Source organism: Bradyrhizobium sp. (genome assembly GCF_004799445.1).
Classification (GTDB): domain Bacteria; phylum Pseudomonadota; class Alphaproteobacteria; order Rhizobiales; family Xanthobacteraceae; genus Bradyrhizobium.
In genome coordinates this window covers 46140-61403 of sequence record NZ_SSNA01000169.1, presented here as the reverse complement: position 1 = coordinate 61403, position 15264 = coordinate 46140, and the positions used below count along the sequence as shown (strand labels likewise).

Below are 15264 nucleotides of genomic sequence, written 5' to 3'. Positions count from 1 at the left end.
ACATTTGCGCTCTATCATGGCCTCTCACAATTTAATGAGAAGGCTAAGCAATCCATGTCGGTAAGGTTAAGGATTATTTCAGCGATACAGCAGATCGCCGTCGAGCAGCAGGTCAACCTGCCGCCGCTCGATGATGCCCTGTCTCTGCACGAGACGGGTTTCGATTCGCTTGGTTTCGCCATCCTGGTCGCGCGGCTTGAAGATGATCTTGGCATCGATCCGTTTACCATATCGGAGGATGCAAGCTTCCCTCTCACGATAGGCGACTTCATCAGGGCCTACGAAAATGTCCCCGCGTGAAATCTTCGTGCTGCGTGACTATCTTGATCCGAGCCTGAAGGGCCGCACCCTCTCGGACGCGCGGCGAGTCGTGTCGCTGACGGATATTACCGGCGAAACCTGCCTGGTAGGCCGTCCACGCCAGCTCTCGGGGCGCTCGGTGCTGCTTGCTGTCGCGGATCAATTGCTATCCGCCCTCGCGATGATCGAGATCGACGGCGTGGCCCGGCGAATGCTGCTGTGTCCACCGGATCTCAGGGCCGATCACGTCAAGACCCTGATCGAAGATGCGGAAATCGATGCCATCGTGACCGACGAACCGGCGCGCTGGACCGACGCCGATGTGTATCTGGTGGTGGCGGCTCGCGCGCCCGTGCGCACGGCCGCGCGGGCAAGAACCGAACGGCCGACCGAATGGTTGATGCTGACATCAGGCACTTCGGGCGTTCCGAAGATCGTCAACCACAGCCTCGAGGGACTGACCGGCGCGATTGTCGCAGACGGTCCGGCCCGCGGCGCGCCGCCGGTGTGGGCGACCTTCTATGACATCAGGCGCTACGGCGGCCTTCAGATATTTTTGCGCGCCGTCGTCGGCGGCGGATCGATGGTGCTGTCGGAGCCGGGAGAGCCGATCGCCGATCATGTGGCGCGCCTGCGGGACAAGGCGGTCACCCACATATCGGGCACGCCGTCGCACTGGCGCAAGCTTCTGATGAGCGGCGCGGCTTCGGGCTTTTCTCCACGTTACGTTCGCCTGTCGGGCGAGATTGCCGATCAGGCGGTGCTGGACGGTTTGCGCCGCGCGTTTCCCGAAGCTTCGATCGGTCACGCCTATGCCTCGACCGAGGCGGGCGTCGGCTTTGCCGTCAACGATGGCCTTGAGGGCTTTCCGGCTGCGATGATCGGGGAGAGCCGCGACGGCGTCGAGATGAAAGTCGTGGATGGATCGCTGCGGATCCGCTCGACGCGGGCCGCGCATGCCTATGTCGGCCGGCAAGCGGCCGCCCTGACCGACAGCGATGGATTCGTCGACACCGGCGACATGGTCGAGCTGCGCGGGAACCGCTACCACTTTGTCGGGAGGCGCGGCGGTATCATCAATATCGGGGGGCTGAAGGTTCATCCCGAGGAAATCGAAGCGGTCATCAATCGGCATGCCGAGGTGCGCATGTCCCGCGCCCGATCGCGCCGCAGCCCGATCACCGGGGCCATCGTGGTCGCCGACGTCATCCTGGCCGAGGGTTGCGACGTCGGCCGCAGCGACGATCTTCGCGAGAAGATTCTGGCCGATTGCCGGGCCTCTCTGGCGCCTCACAAGGTGCCCGCCATGATCAAGTTCGTGGCGGAGCTCGACGTCACGACGGCAGGAAAGCTGGCCCGACACGATGCATAATGTTCTGGTGACCGGCGGAAGCCGCGGTATCGGCCTCGCGATCGCGCGGAGGGTAGCCGGCGCCGGCTACAATGTGATCGCGGTGGCACGGCGCGAAAGCGACGAGTTGCGCGAGGCGATCCGGAGCGTCGTGGAGCAAGGAATCGGCGGCCTTCACTTCAGGGCGTTCGATCTCGGCGAGACCGACGCCATTCCGGCTTTCGTCAAGAGCCTGCGCGACGAGTTCGGCGCGATCTACGGGCTCGTCAACAATGCCGGCATCGGCACGGAAGGGCTGCTGGCGACCATGCACAACAGCGAGATCGAGGCGCTGTTGCGCCTCAACGTCCTTTCGCCCGTCATTCTCACAAAATATGTGGTGCGGCACATGATGGCCGACGGCGCCGGCCGCATCATCAACATGTCCTCGATCATCGCGTCCACTGGATATAACGGCCTGTCGGTCTACGGCGCGACCAAGGCCGCCGCAACAGGCTTTACCCGCTCGCTGGCGCGCGAGGTCGGCAAGCTCGGGATCACCGTAAACGCGATCGCGCCCGGCTTTGTGAACACCGAATTGACCCAAAGCCTCTCGGAGGACCAGCGCAAGCGGATCGCCGGCCGCAGCGCCTTGCGCCGGTTGCCGGAGACCGACGATGTCGCCCGCATGGTGGAATACCTGCTGGGCGAAGGCGGCCGCAACATCACCGGCAGCGTGCTGACCATCGACGCCGGCAATACCGCCTGATTGCATTTCATTCTCGCTCGCAGATCGCGGCGCTTCGTCGGCCCGCGCTTGATTTCCCTCAAGCCCAACATGCGCATTTTCGGCGACAAACGCCGCGAAATTGCATGAGCACGGGACAGGTCGGTCGATGCCATATGAACGCGTGCTGCGGTGGGCACTGGTCGCGATCGCGGTGACGGGCTTGGCGGCCGGCATTGCCGCCCACCTCGCTCACCGGCCGGATCTCGCCGATCTGTTCTGGACGCTGGCGACCGCACCGGTGGTGGCCGGGCTTGCCGTCTCGATCGTCCGGGATTTTCTGGCGGGCCGGCTCGGTGTCGATGCGATCGCATTGGTCTCGATGAGCGCGGCGCTGGCGCTCGGCCAGCCGCTTGCCGGCGCGGTCGTCGCGCTGATGTATTCCGGCGGTAACGTGCTCGAGGATATCGCGGTTGCCCGCGCCGAGCACGACCTGCGCGCCCTGGTCGATCGCGCGCCGCGCGAGGCGCATCGTCGCATCGACGATCATATCGAGGAGGTGCCGATATCCGCCGTCGCTGTTGGCGACCGGCTTCTGGTGCGGGCCGGCGAAATCATTCCGGTCGACGGCGTGGTCGGCTCGACCGCTGCCACCGTCGACGAGTCGGCCCTGACGGGCGAGCCGATCCCGGTGGTCAAGGCGCGCGGCGCGGCCATCCTCTCCGGTTCGCTGAATGCCGGCGAGACCTTCGAACTGACGGTCTCCGCGGCAGCCGGCGAAAGCACCTATGCCGGCATCGTGCGGATGGTAACCGCGGCGCAGACCGCCAAAGCGCCGTTTGTGCGGTTGGCCGATCGCTACGCGCTGATCTTCCTGCCGGTGACGCTCGCGTTGGCCTTCGTCGCCTGGCTGATCTCGGGCGATCTGATCCGCAGCCTCGCGGTGCTGGTCGCGGCGACGCCGTGCCCGCTGATCCTGGCGGCACCGGTCGCCTTCATCGCCGGGGTCGCGCAAGCGGCCCGGCGCGGCATCCTGGTCAAGGGCGGCGGCCCGCTGGAAGCGCTGGCGCGCGCCCATACCGTGCTGTTCGACAAGACCGGAACGCTGACGGTCGGCGGCGCGCGGCTGCTTTCCGTCGAAGTGGCGCCGGGAGAGTCGGCGGATGAAGTGTTGATGCTCGGCGCCTCGCTTGAGCAGGCGTCGCACCACGTTCTCGCCGCCGCCATCGTCCAGGCCGGGATCGCGCGTGGGCTTGGCCTCAAGGTGCCCGAGCAGGTACGCGAATCCATGGGCTCGGGGCTGCACGGCGTGATCGAGGGTCGGCGGGTCGCCGCCGGATCCCGTGACATGATCTATGGCGGTGCCCGCGTGACTGAATGGGCGTCGCGGGCGATCCGCCGCGCGTCCTGGCGTTCGGCGCTTGTCGTTTTCGTCGCGGTCGAGGGACGGCCGATCGGCGCCTTGCTGCTCGCCGACGAGCTTCGTTCCGATACGCCGCGGGCCATCCGGTTGCTGCGCGAGGCCGGCATTGTCCGCATGGTCATGGTCACCGGCGACCGCGCCGCCGCCGCCAACGCGATCGGCGCAGCGCTCGACATCGACGCGGTGCTGGCCGACCGGGTGCCTTCCGACAAGGTCGACGCCGTGCGTTCCGAGCAACGGCTGCATCCGACCATCATGGTCGGCGACGGCATCAACGATGCACCGGCGCTGGCCTCCGCCGATGTCGGCATCGCGCTCGGCGCCCGCGGTGCCAGCGCCTCGTCGGAAGCCGCCGACGTGGTGATCCTCGCCGATCGTCTCGATCGCGTCGGCGAGGCGATCGTGATCGCGCAACGCGCGCGGCGGATCGCGGTCGAGAGCATCATCGCGGGAATGGGCCTTTCGATCCTGGCGATGGCGGCGGCGACCCTCGGCTGGCTGTTGCCGGTGCCGGCGGCCATCGTCCAGGAGGTGATCGATGTTGCCGTGATTCTCAATGCTTTGCGTGCGCTGGCACCCGGCCGTGGCCGTGGCGGCAGGCGCATGGCAGTCGCGGATGGCCGCGAACTGCATCGCAACCATCTGGCGCTGATCGGCGGTCTCGATCGGCTGCGGTCGATCGCCGACGCGCTCGACGACGCCGGCCCGGAAAGCGGCGCCGCGCTGATCGCGGAGGCCAACCTCGTGGTCCAGGAGCAGGTGGTCGTGCATGAACGTGACGATGAGGGGAGTGTCTATCCGCGGCTTGCCGGGATGCTGCGGGAGAGCCACAGCCTTTCCGCGATGAGCCGGGCCCACCGCGAGATCCTGCATCTCGCCCGCCTGCTTGCCCGCGTGGTCGAGGATTTGCCCGCGGAGAAGGTCGACCGCTATCTGCTTCGCGACGCCCAGCGGATCATCGAGGCGATCGAGACGCTGGTGCGCATGCACACGGCGCAGGAGGAAGACATTTATGAAGCGGTGGCGGCGCGGACGGCGGCTTAGAGCGTTTTCCAGCGAAGTGGGCCCCGGTTCGCGTAAAGAAAACGCGTCAAAACATAAAGCTAGAGCCTCCGGTCCGATTCAATCGGAACGGAAAAGGCTCTAGCGCGGCCAGCGCGGAACGAGCTACGGAATTGGCGAGAGCTTTCGGTCTATTTTCTCGGCTTCGGCAGGTCTTTGCGCTCGGCCGAGAATTCAGGCGGCCCCTCAATAAGCCGGCGGATGCGGCGTTCGCGTTCGGCAGCGGGAAGCGATGGATCGAGCAATTGGCTGATCTGCCTGGCTGCCAGGTCCTTGAGCTTGGCAGGGTCGCCCGGGGCGGCGGCCGGACCGACGTCCGCTGGCCTGACGCTCAGCCCGAGCATAACCAGCTGACAAATGGCGTCGGACCGGACCATGCCATGGGCCTCAGCCCATGCGTCGATTTCCGCGGTCAGTTTTTCCGACATCTTCACGGCGCTAACCGCATCGCGAGCTGAAGTCGGACGACGAATCGGCTGGTCTGGACGCTTTTTGGGAGGCTCAGGCACCTTCAAATCCGCCGATCATCGGAATAGGGTTCTTTTTACCTGCTTTCGCCCCCGATGATTTGATCCCGATCAATCATGAGGCGCGCCACTGGATCGGCCCGCGAACCCATCTTCAAACTCATGCGTATCTGCTTGACGATTGCAAATTCCGGACGATCCCCCGCCAATGACCACGCTCGGTAGCGAAACGTTCTACGGCAGCATTCCGGTGTTTCGCGGGTTCGCCCGCCTGATGGACCCGGCGCTCTATTCGCGGCTGCCGGATCACTGGAGTATCGGTGTCGCCGATATCGTGGAATCGACCAGGGCGATTGCGGAAGCGCGCTACAAGGCGGTCAATATGGCCGGCGCCGCGGTCATCGCGGCCGTCACCAATGCCCTCGATGGGCGCGAATTTCCGTTCGTGTTCGGCGGCGACGGCGCAAGCTTTGCCGTGGCGCCGGACGATGTCGAGCGCGCCCGCGAGGCCCTGGCGGCGACCGCGAGCTGGGTCAAGGACGACCTTGACCTCGTGATGCGGGTTGCGCTGGTGCCGATCGCAGCCATGCGCGCCCAGGGCCTCGACGTCCGCGTGGCACGGTTCGGTCCGTCGCCGAATCTGTCCTATGCGATGTTTTCCGGCGGCGGTCTCGGCTGGGCCGAAGCCGCGATGAAGCGCGGCGAGTTCGCCGTGCCGACGGCGCCGCCAGGCACACAGCCCGATCTTTCCGGGCTTTCGTGCCGGTTCGAGGAAATTCCCTCCGTGCGCGGTCTCATCCTCTCGGTGCTGGTGGTGCCGGCGCAAGGCGCCGACGCTTCCGCGTTTCGCAAGCTGATCGAAGACGTCACCGCGCAGGTCGAGCGCAGCCCTGATTCCGGGCGGCCGGTGCCGCCGGGCGGCCCGCCGCTTCGCTGGCCGCCGCAGGGCGTCGAATTCGAGGCGCGTGCGCGGCGCGGAGGGTCACTGTTCAGGCGGCGCGCCGGCGTGCTCGCGCATACGCTGTTTGCCTATTTGATCATGCGCTTTGGCATCAAGGTCGGCGGCTTTGTGCCGAAAGCCTACGTGCAGCAGGTGGTGGAGAATTCCGACTTCCGCAAATACGACGATGGATTGCGTATGGTCCTCGATTGCACGCCGGAGCTGGAGCGCGTGCTGACCGAGCGGCTCGCTATGGCTGCTTCGGCCGGCATCGCAAGATATGGCTTGCACCGGCAGGATGCCGCGATGATGACCTGCTTTACGCCGTCGGCGCTTCGCAGCGACCATGTGCACTTCATCGACGGCGCGCGGGGCGGCTATGCCTCGGCGGCGACGGCGCTGAAGGCAACGGCGGCCTGACGGCGTCTCGGCTGCCGCCTACTGCGAGGCTCGCGACCAGTCTTCGCCGCCACAGAGCCCGCCGACGCAGCCTTCGACCCTCAAGGTCGCCGGTCCGGCAACGGAGATATGGCTTGCGTAGGTCTTGCCGTCATCGGCGTTGTAGATCTGGCCGGACCATTTGTTCGGACCGGCGGGCCGCATGCCGGAGAACAGCGGAAGCCCGATGACGCGGCGCCGCGCCAGGGCCGGGTTGGGGTTTTTGTCGTCAACCTGCGGCTTTCCGGTGGCGGGATCGATCGGGTCCCTCAGCCAGACCACGACCCCGCAAATCCCTCCGCCGCATTTGCTGACGCGCACCTTTGCATCGCCCGCCTGCGTCAGCCAGATCCCGTCAGGTCCGGCCCCAGCCTGGGCTCTTGCCGGCGCCGCGGCAAACATCGCCGCCAAAAATATAACAAAAATAGCTAGCCTGTACGTCATCGGCCCCTCTCGCAGAGAACGGGCTTGCATAACAATAATTCACATTTGTGCAATGCCATATCTGCGGTCGCCGGGCGCTTTGCAGATCTCTTCCACCTCGCGTGGGTGCGGGCCGCGCAAAGCGGTCATTTACCCCAGCGGGCCAGCCGAACCGACAGCGCGGTGCCGAGGCCCAGCACGATCATGCCGGCGCCGACCAGGGCGAACAGCGTCCAGGCCGGGGCATCGATGGTGGCCAGCCACCATCCGCCGATCGCGACCATTGCCAGCCGCGCGGTGTAGGCCAGCACCGGACCTCCGACCTTTGCGGCCCCCTGCGAGGCGAAATAGAGGCTGGCGCCGACCCCGAAAAAGGCGAAGGTGGGCCCCGCCCATGCGAAATAGGAATTTGCCGCAGCCGTGACGCCGGGATCTGTCGTGAACAGGGACACCCAGAGCGCGGGTTTGACCGCCACCACCCATCCAACCAGGCCGACGGTCAGGCCGGCCATGGCGGCGGCGGTCCATGCGACCTGGCGCGCCCGCGTCACGAGGCCGGCGCCGATCGCCATCCCCACCATCGGCACGGAGGCGACGCCGATCGCAAAGGCAATCGGCGTCAATAGAAATTCAAGCCGTGAACCCATGCCGTAGCCGGCCAGCGTCTCGGTGCCGAAGCCGGCGACGATCCTGGTGAAAATCAGGATCGTCAGCACGCTTTGCAGCGGCGACAGGCAGGCGATCGCGCCGACTTTCAGGATATCGATGAACATACCGCGTTGGAACCTGAAGGCGGAAAACTTCAGTCTCAGCCGGCTGCGGCCGCTGGCGAGATACCACAGCAGAAATGCGGCCCCCAACGAGAACGCCGTGAGCTGGCCCGCGGCAACGCCGCGCATTCCAAACTGCGGCACACCGAACAAGCCCAGTCCCAGCGTGCCGCCAACGATGATCTGAACCATCGCCGCGGCGATCAGGATGACCGAGGGCAATCGCATGTCGCCGGTGCCGCGCAGTACCGATGCCAGCGTGTTGACCAGCCAGATCGCGATTGCGCCGGAAAACAGCACGTTCGAATAGTCACAGGCTTGGTCGAGGACCGCACCTTGCCCGCCCAGCATCGCGAAGCAGTGCCGGCCGAACAGCAGCATCATCACCGTAAAGAACAGCCCGCCGCCGACGCCGATGATCGCGGCGTGCAGCGCGAGGCTGGCCGCTCGGTCGTGGTCGCCAGCCCCGAGCGCGCGGCTGACCGCCGAGGAGACCCCGCCGCCCATGGCGCCCGCCGACATCATCTGCGTGAGCATGGCGAACGGAAACACCAGCGCGATCGCCGCCAGCGGCTCGATGCCGAGCCGGCCGATGTAGGAGGTTTCCGCCACCGCGACCAGCGTGGAGCCGAACATGGCGACCGTGTTGGGAAGCGCGAGCCGCAACAGCGTCGGCAGGATCGGCGATGTCACGAGGCTGTTCAGGGGGGCGCTGAGCGCAGGCGCGTCGAGCGGGGCGTCAATGGTCATGCGTCACCGTGAGGCCTGGTCCTGGGCGGAATTAGATTATGATCGACATATTATGGACCGGGCCAAAGCGAATGCCACCCCGGCCGGTGCAGGGGTCACCAGGGCAGGCCGCATAGGTCGATGGTGCCTTGCAGCGGCGCGCGCCGCCCGAGATCGAAGACATGGGGCGCCATGGCCTCGAAGCGGATTTTTCCGTCCGGTTGCTCGGCGAGGATGTCGCCAGTAAACCGGTGCCAGCCGCGCGATTGGTAGAAGGCGGAATTATGCGGTTCGCAGAACAGAAGCGCGAATTGAACGGCCTCGTGATCGCGCATGGTCTGGACGGCTGCATTGAGCGCGATGCTGGCATAGCCGCGGCGGCGACAATCGACGCGGGTCGAGACACCGCCGATGCCGCCGATATCAACCTTGCGGCCGTTCCAGGTCACCGTCCTGAAGTAGATTCCCACGTGACAGGCAAGGCCGCCCTCGGGCTGTTCGTGGGGCGCCTCGATCAGCGCGCGAAGGTCGGCATTGGCCCATTTGATGTGGCCCCAGGGCAGCTTTTCGACGACGTCTCGCGGCCAGACCGCCTCGAACAACGGCTTTGCCAGCGGCCAGGATTGGTTGCCGTTCAGAATGTCGATCTCGATGCTCATTTCACCCACCTCGCGCTGCGCGCGCCCTTGATAGGCGCAGGGCGCGCGGCAAATTACCGACTCCGGTGCCAAAGCAGGCCAAATTCCAGGTCACGAAGAAATTATCCCGCGAGACGATCCGCTCGGCGCCTTTGCGGGCCGGGCGGCCTGATCATCCCAAATTGCGGTGTTTAACACCGATGGAACCTTCTATAAGGGTTCTCGTTAAGCCACGTCTCCCATCATTTCGGACATCACCCCATGACCTTCACGCTTCCCAACCTTCCCTATGCCTATGACGCGCTTGCGCCCCATATGTCGAAGGAAACGCTGGAATATCATCACGACAAGCATCACCAAGCCTATGTGACCAACGGCAACAATCTCTTGAAGGGGACCGAATTCGAGGGCAAGTCCCTCGAGGAGATCGTCAAGGGCTCGTTCGGCAAGAATGCGCCGCTCTTCAACAATGCCGGCCAGCACTACAACCACCTGCATTTCTGGAACTGGATGAAGCCGAACGGCGGCGGCAGCAAGTTGCCCGGCCGTTTGGAAAAGAAGATCACCGAGGACCTCGGCGGGTTCGAGAAATTCAAGACCGATTTCGCCGCCGCCGGCGTCGGCCAGTTCGGTTCAGGCTGGGCCTGGCTGTCGGTGAAGAACGGCAAGCTCGAAATATCCAAGACCCCCAACGGCGAAAACCCGCTGGTGCATGGCGCCACGCCGATCCTCGGCGTCGACGTCTGGGAGCATTCCTACTACATCGACTATCGCAATCGCCGCCCGGATTATCTGAAGGCGTTCGTCGATCATCTCGTCAACTGGGAATATGTCGACCAGTTGTTCTCGAAAGCCTGATCTTTCCGGCTGCAGATCCAAAGGGCGGCAGCGTTCAACTGCCGCCCTTTTCGTTTGTCGTGGTATTTTGTGGTGCTTGCTGGATCGCCGACTGACGTGAAACCGGAAGCGATTCCCGGCGAGCCGGTCGCGCGGATCGATGCGGGATAGATACGGGGCGTGGCAGGAAAGCGCCCCAAAAATAAAGACCGAGCGGCGATAGAGCCGGGTGGCCTCGGTGGACTCCCGTTATGTTATAATATAACATTTGTCCATGACGCCCACCCCCCAGCCGCACGCTCACATCCACGACCACGGGCACGTCCATGACCACGGGCTCGCCCACAGCCACGGGCCGGCTTCGCCGCATCCGGCGCAGGCGGTAGCCTGGTCGATCCTGCGCATGACCGTGATCTCCCGGCTCGCTGCCGCGATCGCGGTCAGCGCCGCGCTTTGGGCCGTCGTCTGGCTGGCGATGAGGTAAGCATGGCAGCCCAATTGCAATTTCGCGACGTCACGCTGGGCTATGACCGGCATCCGGCGGTGCATCACCTTGACGGTGAAGTCGCGCCCGGCGCGCTGCTTGCGATCGTCGGCCCGAACGGCGCCGGCAAGTCGACGCTGTTTCGAGGCATCGTCGGCATCGTCAAACCCCTGGCGGGCACGATTCTGACGGGCGATCTCGATGTCAGGGAAATCGCCTATCTGCCGCAAACCCTGGATATCGACCGCAGCTTTCCGATCTCGGTGTTTGATTTCGTCGGCACCGGGCTGTGGCGCCAAACCGGGTTTTTCGGCGGCATGGGCAAGGACGCGCGCGACCGGATTGCGCGGGCGCTCGCGGCCGTCGGCCTCAGCGGCTTCGAAAACCGCACCATCGGCACGCTGTCCGGCGGGCAGATGCAGCGCATGTTGTTTGCGCGGGTGCTGTTGCAGGACGCGCGCCTGATCGTGCTCGATGAACCGTTCAACGCCATCGACGCCAAGACCTCGGCCGATCTGCTGGCGCTGGTTCAGCGCTGGCATGCCGAGCAGCGTACCGTGCTCGCCGCGCTGCACGACATGGACCTCGTGCGTGCCCATTTTCCCGAAACCCTGCTGCTGGCCCGGGGAGAGGTCGCCTGGGGGACCACCTCCGAGGTGCTGACGGCGGAGAACCTCAAGGAAGCGCGCCGGATGTGCGAAGCCTTCGACGACAGCGCCGCCGCCTGCGCTGCCGACGAAGTGCCTTCACGGGCCGCCTGAAATCATGGATCCATGCTGCGATGATCTATGACGCGCTGATCGCGCCCTTTGTCGAATTCGAATTCATGCGCCGGGCGCTGGCGGCCGTGATCGCGCTTGCGCTGGGCGGCGCGCCAATCGGCGTGTTCCTGATGCTGCGACGAATGAGCCTGGTCGGCGACGCCATGGCGCATGCCATCCTGCCGGGTGCGGCGATCGGCTTTTTGCTGTCGGGCCTCAATTTGTTCGCGATGACGGCAGGCGGGTTGATCGCCGGCTTTGCGGTTGCGATTCTGGCCGGCGTCGTGGCGCGCACCACCGAGCTGAAGGAAGACGCCTCGCTGGCCACGTTCTATCTGGCGTCGCTTGCGCTCGGCGTGACCATTGTTTCGATCAAGGGCACCAATATCGATCTCTTGCATGTGCTGTTCGGCAACATCCTGGCGATGGACGACCCGACCCTGCTGGTGATCGCGTTCAACGCGACTCTCACCCTTGTCGTGCTGGCGGTGATCTACCGCCCGCTGGTGATCGAAAGCGTCGATCCGTTGTTTCTGCGCACCGTGAGCCGGGCCGGCGCGCCGGCGCATCTGGCGTTTCTCGCGCTGGTCGTCGTCAACCTCGTCAACGGCTTTCAGGCGCTCGGCACCCTGCTGGCGGTGGGGTTGATGATCCTGCCCGCGGCGATTGCGCGGTTCTGGTCGCGCGATATCACCGGCATGATCTGCATCGCGGTCGCAAGCGCGATGGTCTCGGGCTATGCCGGACTGGTGCTGTCGTTCCAGACCAGGGTGCCGTCGGGCCCGGCGATCATTCTGGTGGCAACCGTGCTCTATGTCGGCTCGATCCTGTTCGGCAACGTCCGCGGCGTCATCAGGCAGATGTTTCCCGGCCGCCATCTCGAGGCGTAGTCATGCGCGTGGCGCGGTGTTTTCAACTGGGGTTGATCTGTCTGGCACTGGCGATGCCGGCTGTCACCCTGCGCGCGCAGGACCGGCTGCAAGATCCCCTGAAGGTCGTTGCGAGCTTCTCGATCCTCGGCGATTTCGTGAAAAATGTCGGCGGCGAACGCGTCGAGGTGACCTCGCTGGTCGGCCCCGACGGCGACGTGCACGTTTATGCGCCGGCGCCGGCGGACGCCCGGAAGATCGCCGATGCAAAGCTGCTTGTCATCAACGGTCTCGGCCTTGAGGGCTGGCTGCCGCGGCTTTTGCAGGCTTCAGGCGGCAAGGCGCCGATCGTCACGGCGACCCGGGGCATCGCGCCGCTCAAGTCAGGCTCCGGCGCCGATCCTCACGCCTGGCAATCCGTGGCCAACGCGAAAAACTATGTCGCCAATATTCGCGATGCGCTGGCCGCCGCCGACCCGGCCGATGCCGAGGCTTTTCGAAGCCAAGCGGAAGCCTATCTGGCAAGGCTCGATGCGCTCGACCGCGAGGTGCGGGCAGCGGTCACGCAAATTCCGGAAAACCGCCGCAAGGTGATCTCGACCCATGATGCTTTCGGCTATTTTGCCGCGGCCTACGGCATCCGGTTCATCGCGCCGCTCGGCGTTTCCACCGAATCGGAGGCCAGCGCCCGCGACATCGCCGGAATCATCACCCAGATCAAAACCGAAAAAATTCCGGCTGTTTTTCTTGAAAATATCAGCGATCCCCGCCTGATCCGACGGATATCGGCTGAGACCGGCGCCAGGGTCGGCGGGACGCTGTTTTCCGATAGTTTGACGGCCGAAAAGGGCGATGCCCCCACTTACATTGACATGGTCAGGCACAATATAAAGGCTCTGACCAGCGCGCTGGCCGATTAGGGCAGGGGCCCTCCCTGTTGCCGCGCCAAATCCCAGCGCCTCGCAATATAGTCGCGTTTTTCGGAGCCACCATGCCAGAATTGACGTCCCAAAAAATTCCCGTGACCGTGCTGACGGGTTATCTCGGCGCCGGCAAGACCACGCTGCTCAACCGTATCCTGTCGGAAAACCACGGCAAGAAATACGCCGTCATCGTCAACGAGTTCGGCGAGATCGGCATCGACAATGATTTGATCATCGGTGCCGACGAAGAAGTGTTCGAGATGAACAATGGCTGCGTCTGCTGCACCGTGCGCGGCGATCTCGTGCGCATCCTCGATGGTCTGATGAAGCGCAAGGGGAAATTCGACGCCATCATCGTCGAGACCACTGGTTTGGCCGATCCGGCGCCGGTGGCGCAGACCTTTTTCGTCGACGAGGACGTGCAGAAGAACGCCCGGCTGGATGCGGTGGTGACGGTGGCCGATGCGAAATGGCTGAGCGACCGTTTGAAGGACGCGCCGGAGGCCAAGAACCAGATCGCATTCGCCGACGTCATCGTGCTCAACAAGACCGATCTCGTCTCCAAGGCCGAACTGGCCGAGGTCGAGGCGCGGATCAGGGCCATCAACCCTTACGCCAAGCTGCATCGCACCGAGCGCTGCCAGGTCGCGCTGTCGGACGTGCTGGAGCGCGGCGCGTTCGATCTCGACCGCATTCTTGAACTGGAGCCGGAATTTCTCGACGCCGGCGATGGCCACGATCATCATGATCACGATCACGGCCACGGCGGCCTGAAACATTACCATGACGAGGACATGCAGTCGCTGTCGCTGCGATCAGACAAGCCGCTCGACGCCACCAAGTTCATGCCCTGGCTGCAGGAGCTGGTCGCCAGCGAGGGTCAGAAGATCCTGCGCTCGAAGGGAATCCTCTCCTTCAGCGACGACGACGACCGCTACGTCTTCCAGGGCGTGCACATGATGCTGGAAGGCGATCACCAGCGCGCCTGGAAGGACGGCGAGGCGCGCCAGAGCCGTCTCGTCTTCATCGGCCGCGAATTGCCCGAGCAGATGATTCGCGACGGTTTCGAGCGCTGTATCACCACGTGATGACAGCGTTCGATCCCGGCGAATCCGCCTCCATCATTTCCGTCACCGACCAGGTGCGCCCGGTGAAGATCGGTGCGCCCGTTGTTGCCGTGCACTTTCTCGGCGACCGGGCGGCCTTCGTCGGCGCCGAGGAAAGTGTTTTCCTTGTCAACGGCGAGGCGGAGATTTCCAAGGTTGCCGTTCATGCCGGCGGCATCCTGTGCGCCGCATCCGACGGGGCCCGCATCGTCATGGGCGGCGATGACGGCAAGCTCGTCGCGCTCGATGCCAAAGGCGAGGTCACGCTGCTGGCGACCGACGCCAAACGGCGCTGGATCGACAATGTCGCGCTGCATCCCGATGGCGCCGTGGCGTGGTCGGCCGGCAAAACCGCTTTCGTGCGCAGCGGCAAGGCCGAAGACAAATCCTTCGACGTGCCCTCAACGGTCGGGGGTCTGGCGTTTGCGCCGAAGGGCCTGCGGCTGGCGATCGCGCATTATAACGGCGTGACGTTGTGGTTTCCCAACATGGTGGCGACGGCGGACGTTCTGGAATGGGCGGGCTCGCATCTTGCCGTCACCTTCAGCCCCGACAACAAATTCCTGGTCACCGCGATGCACGAGCCGGCGCTGCATGGCTGGCGGCTCGCCGACAACAGGCACATGCGCATGACCGGCTATCCCGGCCGCGTCCGGTCGATGTCGTGGAGCGCCGGCGGCAAGGGGCTGGCGACGTCGGGCGCCGACACCGTCATCATGTGGCCGTTCGCCAGCAAGGACGGCCCGATGGGGAAGGAGCCCGCGATGCTGGCGCCATTGCAGGCCCGCGTCAGCGCGGTTGCCTGCCACCCGAAGCAGGACATCCTCGCCGCCGGCTATGGCGACGGCACCATTCTGATGGTGCGGCTGGCCGACGGGGCGGAAATTCTGGTCCGCCGCAACGGTACCGTGCCGGTCGCGGCGCTGGCCTGGAATACGAAGGGCACACTACTGGCGTTCGCCGACGAGGAGGGCGACGCAGGTCTGCTGCCACTGTAGCGGTCGGGTCCTGGCGGCGTTACCGGGGAACAATGCGCC

The 15264-nt window shown here is 64.9% G+C and carries 16 protein-coding genes; 12 read left to right on the top strand and 4 right to left on the bottom strand.

Going from position 1 to position 15264, the window contains the following annotated elements:
- The first annotated feature begins 54 nt into the window (after window positions 1-54).
- From E8A46_RS21985 to E8A46_RS21970, 4 genes are all read left to right on the top strand, one after another.
- Window positions 55-300 carry a phosphopantetheine-binding protein gene (locus tag E8A46_RS21985; protein ID WP_291565851.1) on the top strand — a complete coding sequence of 82 codons (246 nt, stop codon included), beginning with the start codon at window positions 55-57 and terminating at the stop codon, window positions 298-300.
- Window positions 287-1672, top strand: coding sequence for a fatty acid--CoA ligase family protein (locus E8A46_RS21980; RefSeq protein ID WP_291565789.1), 1386 nt, complete (start codon window positions 287-289; stop codon window positions 1670-1672). Before E8A46_RS21985 ends, E8A46_RS21980 begins: the two co-directional genes overlap by 14 nt.
- Window positions 1665-2399, top strand: a complete 735-nt coding sequence (locus tag E8A46_RS21975) for an SDR family NAD(P)-dependent oxidoreductase (RefSeq protein WP_291565787.1) — start codon at window positions 1665-1667, stop codon at window positions 2397-2399. Before E8A46_RS21980 ends, E8A46_RS21975 begins: the two co-directional genes overlap by 8 nt.
- 127 nt (window positions 2400-2526) lie before the next feature.
- On the top strand, window positions 2527-4824 hold the full coding sequence (locus E8A46_RS21970) for a heavy metal translocating P-type ATPase (protein WP_291565785.1): 2298 nt from the start codon (window positions 2527-2529) through the stop codon (window positions 4822-4824).
- Between the two features lie 149 nt (window positions 4825-4973).
- Here E8A46_RS21970 and E8A46_RS21965 read toward each other — a convergent pair whose 3' ends face one another.
- Window positions 4974-5270, bottom strand: coding sequence for a hypothetical protein (locus E8A46_RS21965; protein ID WP_363252315.1), 297 nt, complete (start codon window positions 5268-5270; stop codon window positions 4974-4976).
- A 247-nt stretch (window positions 5271-5517) separates the two neighbouring features.
- Between E8A46_RS21965 and E8A46_RS21960 the strand changes: the two genes are divergently transcribed.
- Window positions 5518-6669, top strand: a complete 1152-nt coding sequence (locus E8A46_RS21960) for a DUF3095 domain-containing protein (protein WP_291565781.1) — start codon at window positions 5518-5520, stop codon at window positions 6667-6669.
- Between the two features lie 18 nt (window positions 6670-6687).
- Here the strand turns inward: E8A46_RS21960 and E8A46_RS21955 are convergent, their stop codons facing one another.
- From E8A46_RS21955 to E8A46_RS21945, 3 genes are all read right to left on the bottom strand, one after another.
- A complete protein-coding gene (locus E8A46_RS21955) occupies window positions 6688-7131 on the bottom strand; it encodes a DUF2147 domain-containing protein (protein WP_291565780.1) in 444 nt (147 codons plus the stop codon).
- Between the two features lie 125 nt (window positions 7132-7256).
- On the bottom strand, window positions 7257-8630 hold the full coding sequence (locus E8A46_RS21950; protein ID WP_291565778.1) for an MATE family efflux transporter: 1374 nt from the start codon (window positions 8628-8630) through the stop codon (window positions 7257-7259).
- A 95-nt stretch (window positions 8631-8725) separates the two neighbouring features.
- Complete coding sequence (locus E8A46_RS21945; RefSeq protein WP_291565776.1) at window positions 8726-9268, bottom strand: GNAT family N-acetyltransferase; 543 nt, start codon at window positions 9266-9268, stop codon at window positions 8726-8728.
- Between the two features lie 240 nt (window positions 9269-9508).
- Here E8A46_RS21945 and E8A46_RS21940 point away from each other — a divergent pair, with 240 nt between their 5' ends.
- The 7 genes from E8A46_RS21940 to E8A46_RS21910 all read left to right on the top strand — a co-directional run bounded on the left by E8A46_RS21940 (window position 9509) and on the right by E8A46_RS21910 (window position 15225).
- Entirely contained in the window at window positions 9509-10105 is a 597-nt protein-coding gene (locus E8A46_RS21940; RefSeq protein WP_291565775.1) for a superoxide dismutase, read from the top strand.
- 253 nt (window positions 10106-10358) lie between these two features.
- Window positions 10359-10568, top strand: coding sequence for a hypothetical protein (locus E8A46_RS21935; protein ID WP_291565774.1), 210 nt, complete (start codon window positions 10359-10361; stop codon window positions 10566-10568).
- 2 nt (window positions 10569-10570) lie between these two features.
- The gene (locus E8A46_RS21930; RefSeq protein ID WP_291565773.1) at window positions 10571-11329 is read left to right on the top strand and encodes an ABC transporter ATP-binding protein; all 759 of its coding nucleotides are present in this window, start codon (window positions 10571-10573) and stop codon (window positions 11327-11329) included.
- Window positions 11330-11349: 20 nt separating this feature from the next.
- Window positions 11350-12219, top strand: a complete 870-nt coding sequence (locus E8A46_RS21925; protein ID WP_291565772.1) for a metal ABC transporter permease — start codon at window positions 11350-11352, stop codon at window positions 12217-12219.
- A 2-nt stretch (window positions 12220-12221) separates the two neighbouring features.
- Window positions 12222-13118: a metal ABC transporter substrate-binding protein gene (locus E8A46_RS21920; RefSeq protein ID WP_291565770.1), complete on the top strand. Its 897-nt coding sequence runs from the start codon at window positions 12222-12224 to the stop codon at window positions 13116-13118.
- Between the two features lie 71 nt (window positions 13119-13189).
- A complete protein-coding gene (locus tag E8A46_RS21915) occupies window positions 13190-14209 on the top strand; it encodes a GTP-binding protein (protein ID WP_291565768.1) in 1020 nt (339 codons plus the stop codon).
- Window positions 14209-15225 carry a WD40 repeat domain-containing protein gene (locus E8A46_RS21910; RefSeq protein WP_291565766.1) on the top strand — a complete coding sequence of 339 codons (1017 nt, stop codon included), beginning with the start codon at window positions 14209-14211 and terminating at the stop codon, window positions 15223-15225. Before E8A46_RS21915 ends, E8A46_RS21910 begins: the two co-directional genes overlap by 1 nt.
- Window positions 15226-15264 lie beyond the last annotated feature (39 nt).

What these genes read in the sequence shown, in the direction of transcription:
- E8A46_RS21920 (WP_291565770.1), top strand. Translation starts at nt 12,222, where the DNA reads ATGCGCGTGGCGCGGTGTTTTCAACTGGGGTTGATCTGTCTGGCACTG.
- E8A46_RS21910 (WP_291565766.1), top strand. Translation starts at nt 14,209, where the DNA reads ATGACAGCGTTCGATCCCGGCGAATCCGCCTCCATCATTTCCGTCACC.
- E8A46_RS21955 (WP_291565780.1), bottom strand. Translation starts at nt 7,131, where the DNA reads ATGACGTACAGGCTAGCTATTTTTGTTATATTTTTGGCGGCGATGTTT.
- E8A46_RS21985 (WP_291565851.1), top strand. Translation starts at nt 55, where the DNA reads ATGTCGGTAAGGTTAAGGATTATTTCAGCGATACAGCAGATCGCCGTC.
- E8A46_RS21980 (WP_291565789.1), top strand. Translation starts at nt 287, where the DNA reads ATGTCCCCGCGTGAAATCTTCGTGCTGCGTGACTATCTTGATCCGAGC.
- E8A46_RS21950 (WP_291565778.1), bottom strand. Translation starts at nt 8,630, where the DNA reads ATGACCATTGACGCCCCGCTCGACGCGCCTGCGCTCAGCGCCCCCCTG.
- E8A46_RS21965 (WP_363252315.1), bottom strand. Translation starts at nt 5,270, where the DNA reads ATGTCGGAAAAACTGACCGCGGAAATCGACGCATGGGCTGAGGCCCAT.
- E8A46_RS21925 (WP_291565772.1), top strand. Translation starts at nt 11,350, where the DNA reads ATGATCTATGACGCGCTGATCGCGCCCTTTGTCGAATTCGAATTCATG.
- E8A46_RS21935 (WP_291565774.1), top strand. Translation starts at nt 10,359, where the DNA reads ATGACGCCCACCCCCCAGCCGCACGCTCACATCCACGACCACGGGCAC.
- E8A46_RS21945 (WP_291565776.1), bottom strand. Translation starts at nt 9,268, where the DNA reads ATGAGCATCGAGATCGACATTCTGAACGGCAACCAATCCTGGCCGCTG.
- E8A46_RS21915 (WP_291565768.1), top strand. Translation starts at nt 13,190, where the DNA reads ATGCCAGAATTGACGTCCCAAAAAATTCCCGTGACCGTGCTGACGGGT.
- E8A46_RS21975 (WP_291565787.1), top strand. Translation starts at nt 1,665, where the DNA reads ATGCATAATGTTCTGGTGACCGGCGGAAGCCGCGGTATCGGCCTCGCG.
- E8A46_RS21930 (WP_291565773.1), top strand. Translation starts at nt 10,571, where the DNA reads ATGGCAGCCCAATTGCAATTTCGCGACGTCACGCTGGGCTATGACCGG.
- E8A46_RS21970 (WP_291565785.1), top strand. Translation starts at nt 2,527, where the DNA reads ATGCCATATGAACGCGTGCTGCGGTGGGCACTGGTCGCGATCGCGGTG.
- E8A46_RS21960 (WP_291565781.1), top strand. Translation starts at nt 5,518, where the DNA reads ATGACCACGCTCGGTAGCGAAACGTTCTACGGCAGCATTCCGGTGTTT.
- E8A46_RS21940 (WP_291565775.1), top strand. Translation starts at nt 9,509, where the DNA reads ATGACCTTCACGCTTCCCAACCTTCCCTATGCCTATGACGCGCTTGCG.